Genomic DNA, 12744 nt, shown 5'->3' with positions numbered 1-12744 from the left:
TGCTTTTCCGGGTCGTGTCCGCGCGTCGTCGCGCGAGTCGGTCGCCGGTCGTGATATCCGCCTCAGAAGGGGTGCCCATGGCGTCGCCGACCGCGGACGGTGTGGACCGCCCCCTGGCCGGATACCCGGGCGCGCTGCGTCCGCTGACCGGCGAGCTGATCGCCAGCGTGCTCGCCAACCGGGGATACCCGGTCGAGACCGACCCGGCCGGCGACCTGGTCGGTCGGTGGGCCGACAGCCTGATCTGGTTCCTGCGTCCGGGCACCGCCGGGGAGCTGCTTCAGGTACGCACGGTGGCGGCACCGACGTTCACCATCGAGTACGTGCCCGCGCTGCACGCCTTCTGCAACTCGTGGAACCACGACCGGCTCTGGCCCAAGGCGTTCGTCCACGTCGAGGACGACGGGCGAGCCCGGATCTGCGGCGAGGTCATCGCCGACCTGGAACACGGGGTGACCCCGCACCAGCTCGACCAGCTTCTCGACCGCGGCATCGCCACCGGCTGCCAGCTGGCCACCGAGGTGGCCCGCCTGCCCGGCGGGGTGCTGCCGTGACCGGGCAGCCCGGCGGCCGAGGGCTGGACGAGTTCGGCTGGCCGGGGTGGCTGGGCGGCCGGCGGCGACCCGAGCGGGACGGCCGCGCGCTCGCCGAGGAGCTGGCCGACGCCCGGGACTCCCCCGACGGCGAGGCGCGCAGCGTCGAGCTGGAGCGGATCGCCGCGCGGGCCGACGCCACCGGCGATGACCGGTCGGCGTTGGAGGCCCGGCTCGCGCTGATCGAGACGTACCTGCTGCACGGGAAGCGGTGGCGGTTGGTCGAGCCAGTCCGCCGCTGCCTCGTGGCCGTCGAACGCCGGCCCGACCTGCTGCCGCCCGGCGGCCGTGATCAGCTGTCGCGCTACCAGCGGTACGCGGTCGAGGCCCTGCTCGGCAGTCCCCGCGTCGGGCTGGACCAGGCCCGGACTCTGCTCGACGACCTCGAGGCCGGCGGCGCCACGGCGGTCGCCGAGCTGCGCTGCCGGATCGCCGACCACCTCGGCGACGAACCGGCCGCCCGCTCCTGGTACGAACGCTGGGTGGCCGCCGGATCTGAGCCGGCCGACGGGTGCGCCGACTGTGCCGCGGTGCGGCGGGCCGACCTGCTCGCCGGCTGGGGCGACTGGCAGGCCGCCCTGGACGAGTTGGCCGGCGCCGGACGGGGCGACTGCACCGAGGCGCCCGAGCGCGGCCTCGCCGCGGCGATGCTGCCCCTGCTGCGGGCCGGCGAGCCGGAGCGGGCCGCAGCGGCACACGTCCGGGCGCACCGGCGGCACCGACACGAGCGGGGTGCCTTCCCCTACCTCGCAGCGCACCTGCGCTTCTGCGCCCTCGCCGGGCATCCCGCCCGAGGGCTGGACCTGCTCGCCACACAGCTGCCAAAGCTCGACCACGCCGACGACGAACTGTCTGCGATGGAGTTCGCCGCCGCCGCCGCGCTGGTGTGCGCGGTCGCGGCGGCGGCGGGGCTCGGCGGGCAGATGGTGCACCGCCCCGGGTACGCCGCCCGGCCCGCAGCCGACCTCGACGTCGAAGCTCTCGGCGCTGTGCTGCTCGACCTGGCCACCGGGCTGGCCGGCAGCTTCGACGCGCGCAACGGCACCGGGCACCAGTCCGGGCGGATCGCGTCCTGGCTGGCCGAGCGGGCGCTCGCGGAGCGGGCCCTCGCCGATCCCGTGCCGCTGCCGTCCGAGGAGCCGGACGATGTCGGGCCGACCGACGACGGGACGGTCGACGACCCGCCGGACGACGTGCCCGTACCGCTCAGCCTGGCGCTGATCACCGCCGCCCTGGATCGGCGCGGCGACCGGTACGTGGTGGACGCCGCTGACACTGTGGTCGGCCGCTGGGGTGAGGCGCTCATCCAGGTGCGGCGGGCCGGCGAGCGGGGCGAGATCCTCCATGTCCGCACCGTCGCCAGCCGCCGGCTCCCCGCAGACCGGCGCGCCGAGGCGTACGCGTTCTGCAACTCCTGGAACCACGATCGGCTGCTGCCGGCGGCGTACGTGCACGAGGCGGGAGGCGAACTGGTGCTGGCCGGGAACGTCAGCACCGACCTGTCGCACGGGGTGGCCCCGATTCAGCTGGACGTGCTGCTGGAGGCGGCCGTACGCACCGGCTCGGCGTACGCCGATGCGGTGGCCGCCCTGCCCTGACCCGGCCCGCCGGCCCACGAATCGAGTCCGAAACCCGCGAGACAGGCCCGGTCCGAGTTGATGGACTGGCCGGCATGACGACGCACCAGCAGCGCCATGCCCTGCTCTTTCACGACCTGCACCAGCCCGGAACCCCCCTCGTGCTGCCCAACGCCTGGGACGCCGCCAGCGCTCGGATCGTCGCGAACTGCGGCGCGGCGGCAGTCGCCACCACCAGCGCCGGAATCGCCTGGAGCCTGGGCCGGCCGGATGGCGACCAACTGGGCCGGGAGGCGACGCTCGCGGCGATCGGCCGGATCGCCGCCGCGGTGACCGTTCCGGTCACCGCGGACATCGAAAGCGGGTTCGGGGCCGATCCGGCCGGCGTCGCCCAGACCGTCGGCGGCGTGCTCGCCGCCGGCGCGGTCGGCATCAACATCGAGGACGCGCCGGCGTCCGGAACGGATCCACTTCGGCCGGTCGACGACCAGTGCGCGCGGATCGAAGCGGCCCGGGAGGCGGCCGACGCGGCCGGGGTCCGGCTGTTCGTCAACGCCCGTATCGACACCTACCTGCGGGAGGTGGGTGATCCGGCGGACCGGCTGGCGGAGACGCTGCGCCGGGCGGCGGCGTACCAAGCGGCGGGCGCGGACGGGATCTTCGTACCGGGCGTCGCCGATCCCGCGATCGTCGGAGCGCTGGTGGCCGGGATCGACGCGCCGCTCAACGTCCTCGCCGGTCCGGGCTCGCCGCCGATCCCCGTCCTCGCCGAGTTGGGCGTGGCTCGGGTGAGCCTCGGCTCGTCCATTGCGCAGGCGGCGTACGGACTGATCCACCGCGCCGCGACGGAGGCGCTGACGCAGGGGTCGTACGGCCACCTCGGCGACCCGCTGCCCTACCGGGACCTGAACGCGCTGTCGGCCTGATCACCCGGGCACCGGCGGGCCCGTGACGGGCCCGGCGGCGCCCGCTCGGCTACGACGCGTTCCGAGTGGTGATCAGGGTCAGGTTGTTGCGCTGGAGGATCTCGTTGACCGGCTGGTAGAACGTGGTCCCGCCGCGCACGCAGTCGCCCGAGCCGCCGGAGGTGACGCCCTGGGCCTGGTTGCCCGAGATCCACGAGCCGCCCGAGTCGCCGGGCTCGGCGCAGACGTTGGTCCGGACCAGCCCGCTGACCAGTCCCTCCGGGTAGCGCACGGTGGCGTTGCGCGCCTGGACGGTGCCGCAGCGCACCCCGGTGGTGGAGCCGGAGCGGCAGATCGACGAGCCGGCGGGCACCTCCTGGGAACCGGCGACCCGGGCGATGCCGCCCCGGAAGTCGGTCACCTCGGGCAGCACCCGGGTGTTGCTGTTGACCTGGACGACGGCCCAGTCGTCGCCGGGGAAGGAGGAGGCCCGGAAGATGCCCTGCAACTCCCCGTCCGGCCCGGAGGTGCGGTCGCCGACCCGGCCGCAGTGCCCGGCGGTGACGTAGCCACCGACCACCGCGAAGCCGACGGAGCAGCGCCCACTGCCGACGAAGAAGGCTTCACCGCCGCGGACGTCGGCGAAGAGCCGGGGCTGCTCCTCGGTGGCCATCCGAACCGCCTGCCGGGGCACCCCGGCGCGCGCCACGAATCGCCAGCCGGCCGTCTCCGCGCCCGGCTCGGCGAGCACCACGAGGCTGTTCGAGGCGACGTCGACGTACCAGCCGGACACCTGCTGCGCGGCGGCGGCGCTATGGTCCATCCGGGTTTTGAGCGCGTCGAGGTGCCCGACCCCGCGCTCGACCACCTTCGGCACCGCCCCGGCGGCCCGCACTCGCCGCGCCTGCGCCGGGTCGGCGACCGCCACGTTGAGCTGGCTGCCGTCGGCGCTGAGCCAGCTGCCGCCGTAGTCCGCACCGAGTTCCGTCCGGAGCTGGTCGACCACGCCGGTCGCCCAGCGTTCGGTCTTGAGCCGAGCGGCCACCTGCGACTGGTTCAGCCGCAGGTCACGGCGGAGCGCCTCGACCACCTCCGGGTCGGCTCCCTCCACCGCCTGGCTGGTCGGGGCGTTGCTCGGCGCGCCACCCTCGCCGGCGAACGACGGCAGGGTCACGGCCGCCGCCGCGCCCACCGCCGCCACCACGACACCGATGGCTGTCAATCGTCTGCGGTCCATCCGCCATGCTCCTCCCGGCCGGCGCGGGGTACGCCTGCCGGATCGGAGTACGGGCGGAAAGTCCGTTCGGTTCAGACCTCGACGACGGTGGGGACGATCATCGGACGGCGGCGGTAGGCGTCGTTGACCCACCGACCCACGGTCCGCCGGACGATCTGCTGGAGCTGGTGCGGATCGGTGATCCCGTCCGTCGCCGCCCGGTTCAGCGCCTCGGTGACGAGCGGTATCACCGCGTTGAACGCCGCCTGGTCCTCGGAGAACCCCTTGGCGGAGACCGTCGGGCCGGCGACCACCTTGCCGGTGACCGAGTCGACCACCACGGTCGCGGCGATGAACCCGCCGTCGCCGAGGATCCGCCGTTCGGTGAGCAACGACTCGCTGACGTCGCCGACGGCGAGCCCGTCGACGTAGACGTACCGGCTCCTGACGTGGCCGACCAGGCTGGCCCGTCCCTCCACCAGGTCAACCACGTCGCCGTCCTCGCAGAGCACCACCCGGTCGGGCGCCACGCCGGACTCGATACCGAGCCGGGCGTGGGCGCGCAGGTGCCGCCACTCCCCGTGCACCGGCATCAGATTGCTGGGCCGCACGACGTTGAGCAGGTAGAGCAGTTCCCCGGCGGGGGCGTGGCCGGAGACGTGCACCTTGGCCACGTCCTTGTGCACCACCACGGCGCCGGCCCGGGCCAGCCGGTTGATCACCCGGTAGACGGAGGTTTCGTTGCCGGGCACCAGCGAGGAGGCCAGCACCACGGTGTCGCCGGGGGCGATGGTGATGTGCCGGTGGTCGCCGCTGGCCATCCGGCCCAGGGCGCTCATCGGCTCGCCCTGCGAGCCGGTGGACATCAGCACGATCTGCTCGGGCGGCATCGAGGTCGCCTCGTCCAGACCGACGACCAGGCCGGGCGGGATGTTCAGCAGCCCCAGGTCACGGGCGATGCCCATGTTGCGCACCATGGACCGACCGATCAGGGCGACCTTGCGGCCGTGCTCGATGGCCGAGTCGAAGACCTGCTGCACCCGGTGCACGTGGGAGGCGAAGGAGGCCACGATGATCCGCCCGCGGGCCTTGGCGAAGATCGAGTCGAGGACCGGGCCGATTTCCCGCTCCGGGGTGACGAAGCCGGGGATCTCCGCGTTGGTGGAGTCCGACAGCAGCAGGTCCACACCCTCGGCGCCGAGCCGGGCGAAGCCGGCCAGGTCGGTGATCCGGCCGTCCAGCGGCAGCTGGTCCATCTTGAAGTCGCCGGTGTGCAGCACCAGCCCGGCCGGGGTACGGATGGCCACCGCGAGCGCGTCCGGGATCGAGTGGTTGACGGCGAAGAACTCGCACTCGAACGGGCCGAGTCGTTCCCGGCCCCCCTCCCGCACGGTCAACGTGTACGGCTGGATCCGCCGCTCGGCCAGCTTCGCCTCGACCAGCGCGAGAGTGAACTGCGAGCCGACCAGCGGAATGTCGGCCTTGTGGGCGAGCAGGTAGGGCACGGCGCCGATGTGGTCCTCGTGGCCGTGGGTCAGCACGATCGCCTGGATGTCGTCGAGCCGGTCGAGGATCGGACCGAAGTCAGGCAGGATCAGGTCGACACCGGGCTGCTCCACGTCCGGAAAGAGCACGCCGCAGTCGACGACGAGCAGCTTCCCGTCGTACTCGAAGACGGTCATGTTCCGACCGATGGCGCCGAGCCCGCCGAGCGGGATGATCCGCAGCCCGCCTTCCGGCAACGGCGGGGGAAGTGGGGCCTCCTCGTTGTGCGCCGCGGTCACGCTTTCACCTCATTCTGGGACGCCGTCACCCGGCGTCCGTCGTGTCGTTCGATCATTCGGGAAGCGGCAGGCCCGCCGCCGCGCAGTCGGCGCGCAGCTGGGCCACCTGGTCTTCGGTGGCATCCACCAGCGGGGACCGGACCGGACCCGCCGGCAGGCCCTGCACGGTCAGGCCGGCCTTGACCAGAATCGCGCCCTGGGTACGGAAGATCCCCGTGAACAGCGGCAGCAGCCGGCGATGCAGGGCCAGCGCGGTGCCGATGTCACCGGCGTCGTACGCCTCGATCATCCGCTTGGTGTCCACCCCGATGAAGTGGGTCGACGTGCCGACCACCCCGACCGAGCCGACGGCCAGCGCGGGCAGCGTGAGGGCGTCCTCGCCGCTGTAGTACGCCAGATCGCAGCGGCTGGTCACCCAACTGGTGGCGGTCAGGTCACCCTTGGCATCCTTCACCGCCACGATGCGACCGTGCTCGGCGAGTCGGACCAGCGTCTCGGTCTCGATCGGGACACCGGAGCGGTGCGGAATGTCGTAGAGCATCATCGGCAGCCCGGTCGCGTCGGCCACGGCGGTGAAGTGCCGCAGCAGCCCCGCCTGGGGCGGCTTGTTGTAGTACGGGGTGACCACCAGCAGCCCGTGCGCGCCGGCCTTCTCCGCCATGGCGGCCAGCTCGATGGTGTGCCGGGTGTCGTTGGTGCCGACACCGGCCACCACCCGGGCCCGGTCGCCGACTGCCTCCACCACGGCTTGGAGCAGGCGCTCCTTCTCCGCGTCGGTGGTGGTCGGCGACTCACCGGTGGTGCCGTTGACCACCAGCGCGTCGCTGCCCTGCTCGGTGACGAGATGGTCCGCCAGCCGCGCGGCGCCGTCGAGGTCCAGTGCGCCATCGGGACTGAAGGGGGTCACCATGGCCGTGAGCACCCGACCGAAGGGTCGAGACACGGCCCGGACCGGGGTGCCAAGGTGGTCGTGCGTCATGAAGACAACCTAGCGGACTGCCGGCGGGGGCCCACCGGGGAAGGGCTCAGGAGCCGAAGGGCATGACGGGCTATCGCCCGCTCGGGACGGGACGTGCGGCTCGTGGCTCAGGACCCCGGAGCGTACGGGCTCGCCGCTACCTCGGTGCCGTCCGGCAGGGTCGAGATCACGAAGTCGGCGAAGACGTTCGGCGCGACCCGCTGCAACTGCCGCAGGCACTCCACCGCCAGTTCCCGGATCTCCACGTCGGCCTGCTCGGTGGCGCGCATCGCGATGAAGTGCCGCCAGGCCCGGTAGTTACCGGTCACCACGATGCGGGTCTCGGTCGCGTTCGGCAGTACCGCGCGGGCCGCCTGGCGTGCCTGCTTGCGCCGCAGGGTCGGGTTGGGTTCGTCGGCGAACCGCCGCTCGAGGCCCTCCAGCAGTTCGTTGTACGCCCGCACGCTCGCCTCGGCCGCCTCGACGAACCGTTTGTGCAGCTCCGGATCCTCGGCGATGACCCGCGGCTCCACCATCGCGGCGTCCCGCTCCGGCACGTAGCGCTGCGACAGCTGCGAGTACGAGAAGTGCCGGTGCCGGATCAGCTCGTGGGTGAACGAGCGGGACACCCCGGTGAAGTAGAAGCTCACCGAGCCGTGTTCCAGCACGGAGAGGTGGCCGACCTCCAGGATGTGCGCCAGGTAGCCGGCGTTGGTGGCGGTGGCCGGGTTCGGCTTGCGCCAGCTCTGGTAGCAGGCCCGGCCGGCGAACTCGGCGAGCGCCTGGCCCCCGTCGGCGTCGGTGGACCAGGGCACGTCCTGCGGCGGGTCGAACTGGGTCCACGCGATCAACCTGACCTGAGGCTGCACCATCTCCGGCATGCCGCGACTCTAACGGCACCCTTCGCCCGACCCGCACCCCGCCCCTCGCACCCCAACTCGCCGATCTTGCACTTTTGGTCGGCGAAACGCACCCTTGACCCCTTTTGTCGAGACACAAAGTGCAAGATCGGCGCCGGCAATGGGGGCGGCGCGGGGAGGGAGAGGGCGAGGGGGTCAGACGTAGAGGGCGGTGAAGGGGGGCCAGGGGAGGTTGCGGACCACGGAGAAGGCCAGCCAGGCGGCCATGAAGCCGCCGATCATCTTGGGGCTGACCCGCAGCTCGGGAAGCCGCCAGCCGAACGCCTGCTTGCCGGCCCAGGCGACGAAGAAGTACGCCAGGAAGGGCAGCGCGAAGACGAAAAGGAAGTGGTGCCGGGCGGCGGCCGGCAGGTCGGCGTGCAGGACGTACCAGAGGGCGCGGGTGCCGCCGCAGCCCGGGCAGTCCAGCCCGGTGGTGAGCTTGAGCAGGCAGGACGGCAGAGCATCCGGCGCCGACCGGGTGGGGTCGCTCAACAGCGTGTATCCGATGCCGGCGGCGACGCAGCCGAGCGCGGCCAGCGGCACCACCCAGCGCGGCGTGCGAGCGTGCAACCGCGTCACGAACCGGGTCAACCGATCCGGCTCGGCCACCGGATAGCCGGCCGGATAACCCGCCGGGTAGCCGGTTGGATGATCCGCCGGATAGGCGGCCGGTTGGTCGCCGGGATGGCCGTCGACGTGCCCCGCCAGCCGCCCCTCGGGCACGACTGCCGCGCCGGCCGGCTCACCCGAGGACGGTGGCGGCTGGGTGGGCGATCGGTCAACGGTGCTCACGAGGCTCACCGTACACCGGCTACACCTGTCAGCGCGGCGGCCAGCGGGGCGGCGAGGTCACCGGCGAGCGGCGGCGCCACCGCGTCCAGACCGAGCCAACCGGCCAGCCGGTACAGCTCGGCGGCGAGCGCCACGGCGGTCTCCCCCGGGTCGACGCCCGGCTCCACCCAGGCGGCCGGCACCAGCAGCACCCCGGCCCTGCGGTCGGCCTTCAGGTCGACCCGGGCGGTGAACCGCTCACCCTGCCGGAACGGCAGCACGTAGTAGCCGTGCACCCGTTTGGGGGCCGGGACGTAGATCTCGATGCGGTAGTTGAAGCCGAACAGCCGCTCGGCGCGGCCGCGTTCCCAGACCAACGGGTCGAACGGGCTGACCAGGGTGTTGCCCCGGACCCAACGCGGCAGCCGGGCCTGCGCGTGCCGCCAGGCCGGCTGCCGCCAGCCCTCCACCGTCACCGGCTGCAACTCCCCCGCCTCGACCAGCTCGGCGATGGCCGCTCGGGCACCGGCCACCGGCAGCCGGAAGTAGTCGCGCAGCTCCGGCTCCGCCGCCACCCCCAGCGACCGCGCGGCGATGCCGACCAGGGTGCGGTACGCCTCGGCATCGCTCGGCGTGGGCGCGTCGAGCACCGCCGCCGGAAGCACCCGCTCGGGCAGGTCGTAGCGGCGGGCGAACGAGCTGGTGCGCTCCGCCGCGCAGACCTCGCCGGCCCAGAAGAGATATTCCAGCGCCTGCTTCACCGCCGACCAGTTCCACCCCCAGTTGCCGGTCTGCCGGGGCGCGTCGTGCTCGATCTCGGCCACCGTCAGCGGACCTCGGGCGGTCACCTCGTCGCGGACCCAGGCGACCAGCTTGGGTTGCTCGCGGATGATGCGGCGCATCCCGCCCCAGGCGTCGGTGTGCGCCCGGGCCATCCGCCAGCGCAGCGCCGGATGCAGGCCCACCGGCACCAGCGACGCCTCGTGCCCCCAGTATTCGAACAGCTCGGGCGGGTGCCGGTAGGCGGCCGAGTCGAGCAGCGCGGTCGGGTAGGGACCGAGCCGGCTGTAGAGCGGCAGGTAGTGCGCGCGTTGCAGCACGTTGACCGAATCCATCTGGATCAGGCCGACCCGGTCGAGCACCCGGCGCAGGTGCCGGCGGGTGGGCGCCCCGGTGGGCGCGGGGTCGGCGAAACCCTGTGCGGCCAACGCGATCCGCCGGGCCTGGGCGAGCGAGAGCGATTCCGGTGCCACCATCGCCGGCAGGCTACGCCAGTCGTACGACATCGTCGGGCGGTCACCCGATCTGGTCGGATCGCGCCACACCGGCCGGCTCGGCGGGTGAAGCCGACGGCTTCCCGGGCGGGATCGAACGTCGTACCGGCAGGAAGGCCAGCAGTGCCAGGCTGATCCAGACGTACGTGTTGCTGAACAGGAAACCGTCGAGCCCGCTGAAGTCATCCTCCCACGCCCAGACGATCCGGCTGATCAGGAAGGCGTACGCGATGGTGGCGGCGACCAGCAGGGCCCGGCGCCGGCGGCTTCGCGGCGGCGCGGCCATGCCGTTGTCGATCAGCAGGATCAACCCCGGCAGCAGCCAGACCAGGTGATGCACCCAGGTGACCGGGCTGACCAGGCACATCACCGTGCCGGTCAGTGCCAGGCCGGCGGCGGAGTCCCCGGCGGACGCGGCGACGCGGGACCGCCACACCCACAGCGCCACCGTCGCGGCGACCAGCCCCAGCCAGGCCACCGTGCTGGGGCTGGTCGGGTCGAGCCGGGCCACCACGCCGCGCAGCGACTGGTTGGAGATGAAGGCGAGCTCACCGACCCGGTTGGTGTTCCACAGGGCGGTGGTCCAGAACTCCCGGGAGGCGTCCGGGACGAGCCCGGCGGCGAGCACGGTCGCCCCCGCCGCGGTGCCGACGGCGGTGACCGCCGCCCGAACACGCCCGGTGACCAGCAGGTACACGATGAAGATGCCCGGGGTCAGCTTGATCGCGGTGGCCAGGCCGATGCCGATTCCGGCCCATCGGCTGCCGCCCGGCAGCAGCCGCAGCAGGTCCACCGCGACCAGGAACAGCAGCAGGGTGTTGACCTGGCCGAAGTTGATGGTCTCGCGCATCGGCTCGAACGCGGCGGCGAGGCAGAGCGCCACCGCGAAGGCGAACCAGCGGGTCCAGCCCGCCCGCCGCGACACCGGGTCCAGCAGCCACCAGATCACCACCGCGCTGGTGGCCGCTCCGGCGGCCACGCTCACCACGATCGCCGGATGCCAGGACAGGTACGCCATCGGCAGCATCATCAGCGCGGCGAACGGCGGATAGGTGAAGCCGTACTGTGTGCCGGGCCGCAGGTAGTCGTAGATCTCCCCACCGTCGTGCACCCACCAGACCAGCGCGCCCCGATAGACCTGGAGGTCGAAGAAGCCGTGCCGGACCGCCGCCACGGACAGGAACGCGGCCACCGCGACGGCGAGCACGACCACCGTGACGATCTGCCCGACGGTCTGCCTGGCACCCTGCGCCAACGTCGCCTCCCTCGCCCTGCGTAGGCTGTCGTTCCATGGCTGCAGGGTTTGTCCGCCCGGCGCGTCCGGAGGACGTCGCCGAGATCGCCCGCATCCAGCTCGCCACCTGGCGGGCCGCCTACCGGCGGCTGCTGCCCCGGCACGTGCTGGACAACCTCGACGAGGGGTGGCTCGCCCAGCGCTGGGACGCCGCAGTGCGCCAGCCGCCCAGCGACACGCACCAGGTGCTGGTCGCCGTCGAACAGGCCGCGCAATCGTATCTGGTGGGTTTCGCCGCCTCCGGTCCGGCCGATGCGGAGGCGCTGGCCCCGAACGAGCCGGCTGACGCGCTCGGCGCGGGCGTGGTGGCGGTGACCGACCTGTTGGTCGAGCCGCGGTGGGGCCGGCGTGGGCACGGCAGCCGGCTGCTCGCCGCCAGCGTCGACCTGTGGCGGGAGTCCGGTTTCGACCGCGCGGTGGCCTGGGTGTTCGAGGGCGACCAGGCGTCCCGCAAGTTCCTCACCGCCGCCGGTTGGGAGCCCGACGGCGCGGGACGCGCACTGGACGTCGACGACATGCTGGTGCCCCAACTACGCCTGCACGTCGCGGTCCCCACCGAGCCGAGCGGGTCGGCGCAGCAACCTCAGCCGACCGAGGCCGGCTGACCGGCCCCGGTCGGCGACCCGCTCAGTCGAGCAGCGGGTCCAGGCCGAGGGTGAGGCCGGGGCGGTCACCCACCGCGCGGACCGCGAGCAGCACGCCGGGCATGAACGAGACCCGGTCGTACGAGTCGTGCCGGATGGTCAGTGTCTCGCCGGTGGTGCCGAAGAGCACCTCCTGGTGGGCGACCAGCCCGGTGGCCCGGACCGCGTGCACGCGTACCCCGTCGATGTCGGCGCCCCGGGCACCGGCGACCTCGTCGGAGGTGGCATCCGGCACCGGGCCGAGGCCGTCCTCGGCGCGGGCGGCGGCGATCAGGCGGGCGGTGTGGGTGGCGGTGCCGCTGGGCGCGTCGAGCTTACGCGGATGGTGCTGCTCGATGATCTCGACCGACTCGAAGTGCCGGGCGGCGCGGGCGGCGAACTGCATCATCAGCACCGCGCCGATGCCGAAGTTCGGGGCGATCACCATGCCGAGCCCGGGCTTGCCGGCGAGCCAGCCGCGCACCTGCTCCAGCCGCTGCTCGGTGAAGCCGGTGGTGCCGACCACCGCGTGGATGCCCTGGTCGACGCACCAGCGCAGGTTGTCCATGACCACATCCGGGGTGGTGAAGTCGACGACCACCTGCGCACCGGCGTCCGAGACGCCGGACAGCGCGTCGCCCTGGTCGACCGTCGCCACCAGTTTCATGTCGGGGGCCGCGTCGACGGCCCTGCACACCTCGACGCCCATCCGGCCACGGGCACCCAGCACACCGACCCGGATCGGCTCGGCCCCGCCCTTCTCCTGCTCGTCAGTCACGCGCCACAACCTATCCCAACCGGGACATCCGTACCCGCTGCTGTCGGCACACCGTCCGCCGGCCGGTGG

Annotated in this window: 12 protein-coding genes; 4 read left to right on the top strand and 8 right to left on the bottom strand. The window is 73.0% G+C overall.

The window, feature by feature from the left end; genetic code table 11:
- Window positions 1–77 precede the first annotated feature (77 nt).
- From Vqi01_RS10265 to Vqi01_RS10255, 3 genes are all read left to right on the top strand, one after another.
- Window positions 78–554: a type III secretion system chaperone family protein gene (locus Vqi01_RS10265; RefSeq protein WP_204034493.1), complete on the top strand. Its 477-nt coding sequence runs from the start codon at window positions 78–80 to the stop codon at window positions 552–554.
- The gene (locus Vqi01_RS10260; protein ID WP_204034492.1) at window positions 551–2191 is read left to right on the top strand and encodes a type III secretion system chaperone family protein; all 1641 of its coding nucleotides are present in this window, start codon (window positions 551–553) and stop codon (window positions 2189–2191) included. Before Vqi01_RS10265 ends, Vqi01_RS10260 begins: the two co-directional genes overlap by 4 nt.
- Window positions 2192–2265: 74 nt before the next feature.
- Window positions 2266–3096: an isocitrate lyase/PEP mutase family protein gene (locus tag Vqi01_RS10255; RefSeq protein WP_204034491.1), complete on the top strand. Its 831-nt coding sequence runs from the start codon at window positions 2266–2268 to the stop codon at window positions 3094–3096.
- A 49-nt stretch (window positions 3097–3145) separates the two neighbouring features.
- On the opposite strand, the gene Vqi01_RS10250 is transcribed toward Vqi01_RS10255, so the two are convergent.
- The 7 genes from Vqi01_RS10250 to Vqi01_RS10220 form a co-directional block, all read right to left on the bottom strand.
- Window positions 3146–4312: a S1 family peptidase gene (locus tag Vqi01_RS10250; protein ID WP_204034490.1), complete on the bottom strand. Its 1167-nt coding sequence runs from the start codon at window positions 4310–4312 to the stop codon at window positions 3146–3148.
- A 71-nt stretch (window positions 4313–4383) separates the two neighbouring features.
- The gene (locus Vqi01_RS10245) at window positions 4384–6075 is read right to left on the bottom strand and encodes a ribonuclease J (protein WP_204034489.1); all 1692 of its coding nucleotides are present in this window, start codon (window positions 6073–6075) and stop codon (window positions 4384–4386) included.
- 52 nt (window positions 6076–6127) lie between these two features.
- Window positions 6128–7054, bottom strand: a complete 927-nt coding sequence (dapA, locus tag Vqi01_RS10240; protein ID WP_204034488.1) for a 4-hydroxy-tetrahydrodipicolinate synthase — start codon at window positions 7052–7054, stop codon at window positions 6128–6130.
- A 107-nt stretch (window positions 7055–7161) separates the two neighbouring features.
- Entirely contained in the window at window positions 7162–7905 is a 744-nt protein-coding gene (gene thyX, locus Vqi01_RS10235; RefSeq protein WP_204034516.1) for an FAD-dependent thymidylate synthase, read from the bottom strand.
- 183 nt (window positions 7906–8088) lie between these two features.
- Complete coding sequence (locus Vqi01_RS10230) at window positions 8089–8658, bottom strand: DUF2752 domain-containing protein (protein WP_204034515.1); 570 nt, start codon at window positions 8656–8658, stop codon at window positions 8089–8091.
- 74 nt (window positions 8659–8732) lie between these two features.
- On the bottom strand, window positions 8733–9962 hold the full coding sequence (locus Vqi01_RS10225) for a winged helix-turn-helix domain-containing protein (protein WP_204034487.1): 1230 nt from the start codon (window positions 9960–9962) through the stop codon (window positions 8733–8735).
- Window positions 9963–10002: 40 nt separating this feature from the next.
- Complete coding sequence (locus Vqi01_RS10220; RefSeq protein ID WP_204034486.1) at window positions 10003–11235, bottom strand: glycosyltransferase family 87 protein; 1233 nt, start codon at window positions 11233–11235, stop codon at window positions 10003–10005.
- Between the two features lie 35 nt (window positions 11236–11270).
- On the opposite strand from Vqi01_RS10220, the gene Vqi01_RS10215 reads away from it, so the two are divergent.
- Window positions 11271–11879: a GNAT family N-acetyltransferase gene (locus Vqi01_RS10215; RefSeq protein ID WP_204034485.1), complete on the top strand. Its 609-nt coding sequence runs from the start codon at window positions 11271–11273 to the stop codon at window positions 11877–11879.
- A gap of 22 nt (window positions 11880–11901) precedes the next feature.
- Here Vqi01_RS10215 and dapB read toward each other — a convergent pair whose 3' ends face one another.
- The gene (gene dapB, locus Vqi01_RS10210; RefSeq protein WP_204034484.1) at window positions 11902–12675 is read right to left on the bottom strand and encodes a 4-hydroxy-tetrahydrodipicolinate reductase; all 774 of its coding nucleotides are present in this window, start codon (window positions 12673–12675) and stop codon (window positions 11902–11904) included.
- Between the last annotated feature and the right edge of the window lie 69 nt (window positions 12676–12744).

It is taken from the genome of Micromonospora qiuiae, from assembly GCF_016863555.1.
Lineage (GTDB): Bacteria > Actinomycetota > Actinomycetes > Mycobacteriales > Micromonosporaceae > Micromonospora > Micromonospora qiuiae.
The sequence above is the reverse complement of the archived record's forward strand: the minus strand, read 5'-3'. Positions and strand labels throughout refer to the sequence as shown.

Bases quoted from the DNA above. Each gene is read 5' to 3' on its own strand.
- Vqi01_RS10265 (WP_204034493.1), top strand. From the start codon at position 78: ATGGCGTCGCCGACCGCGGACGGTGTGGACCGCCCCCTGGCCGGATAC.
- Vqi01_RS10255 (WP_204034491.1), top strand. From the start codon at position 2,266: ATGACGACGCACCAGCAGCGCCATGCCCTGCTCTTTCACGACCTGCAC.
- Vqi01_RS10250 (WP_204034490.1), bottom strand. From the start codon at position 4,312: ATGGACCGCAGACGATTGACAGCCATCGGTGTCGTGGTGGCGGCGGTG.
- dapA (WP_204034488.1), bottom strand. From the start codon at position 7,054: ATGACGCACGACCACCTTGGCACCCCGGTCCGGGCCGTGTCTCGACCC.
- thyX (WP_204034516.1), bottom strand. From the start codon at position 7,905: ATGGTGCAGCCTCAGGTCAGGTTGATCGCGTGGACCCAGTTCGACCCG.
- Vqi01_RS10225 (WP_204034487.1), bottom strand. From the start codon at position 9,962: ATGGTGGCACCGGAATCGCTCTCGCTCGCCCAGGCCCGGCGGATCGCG.
- Vqi01_RS10215 (WP_204034485.1), top strand. From the start codon at position 11,271: ATGGCTGCAGGGTTTGTCCGCCCGGCGCGTCCGGAGGACGTCGCCGAG.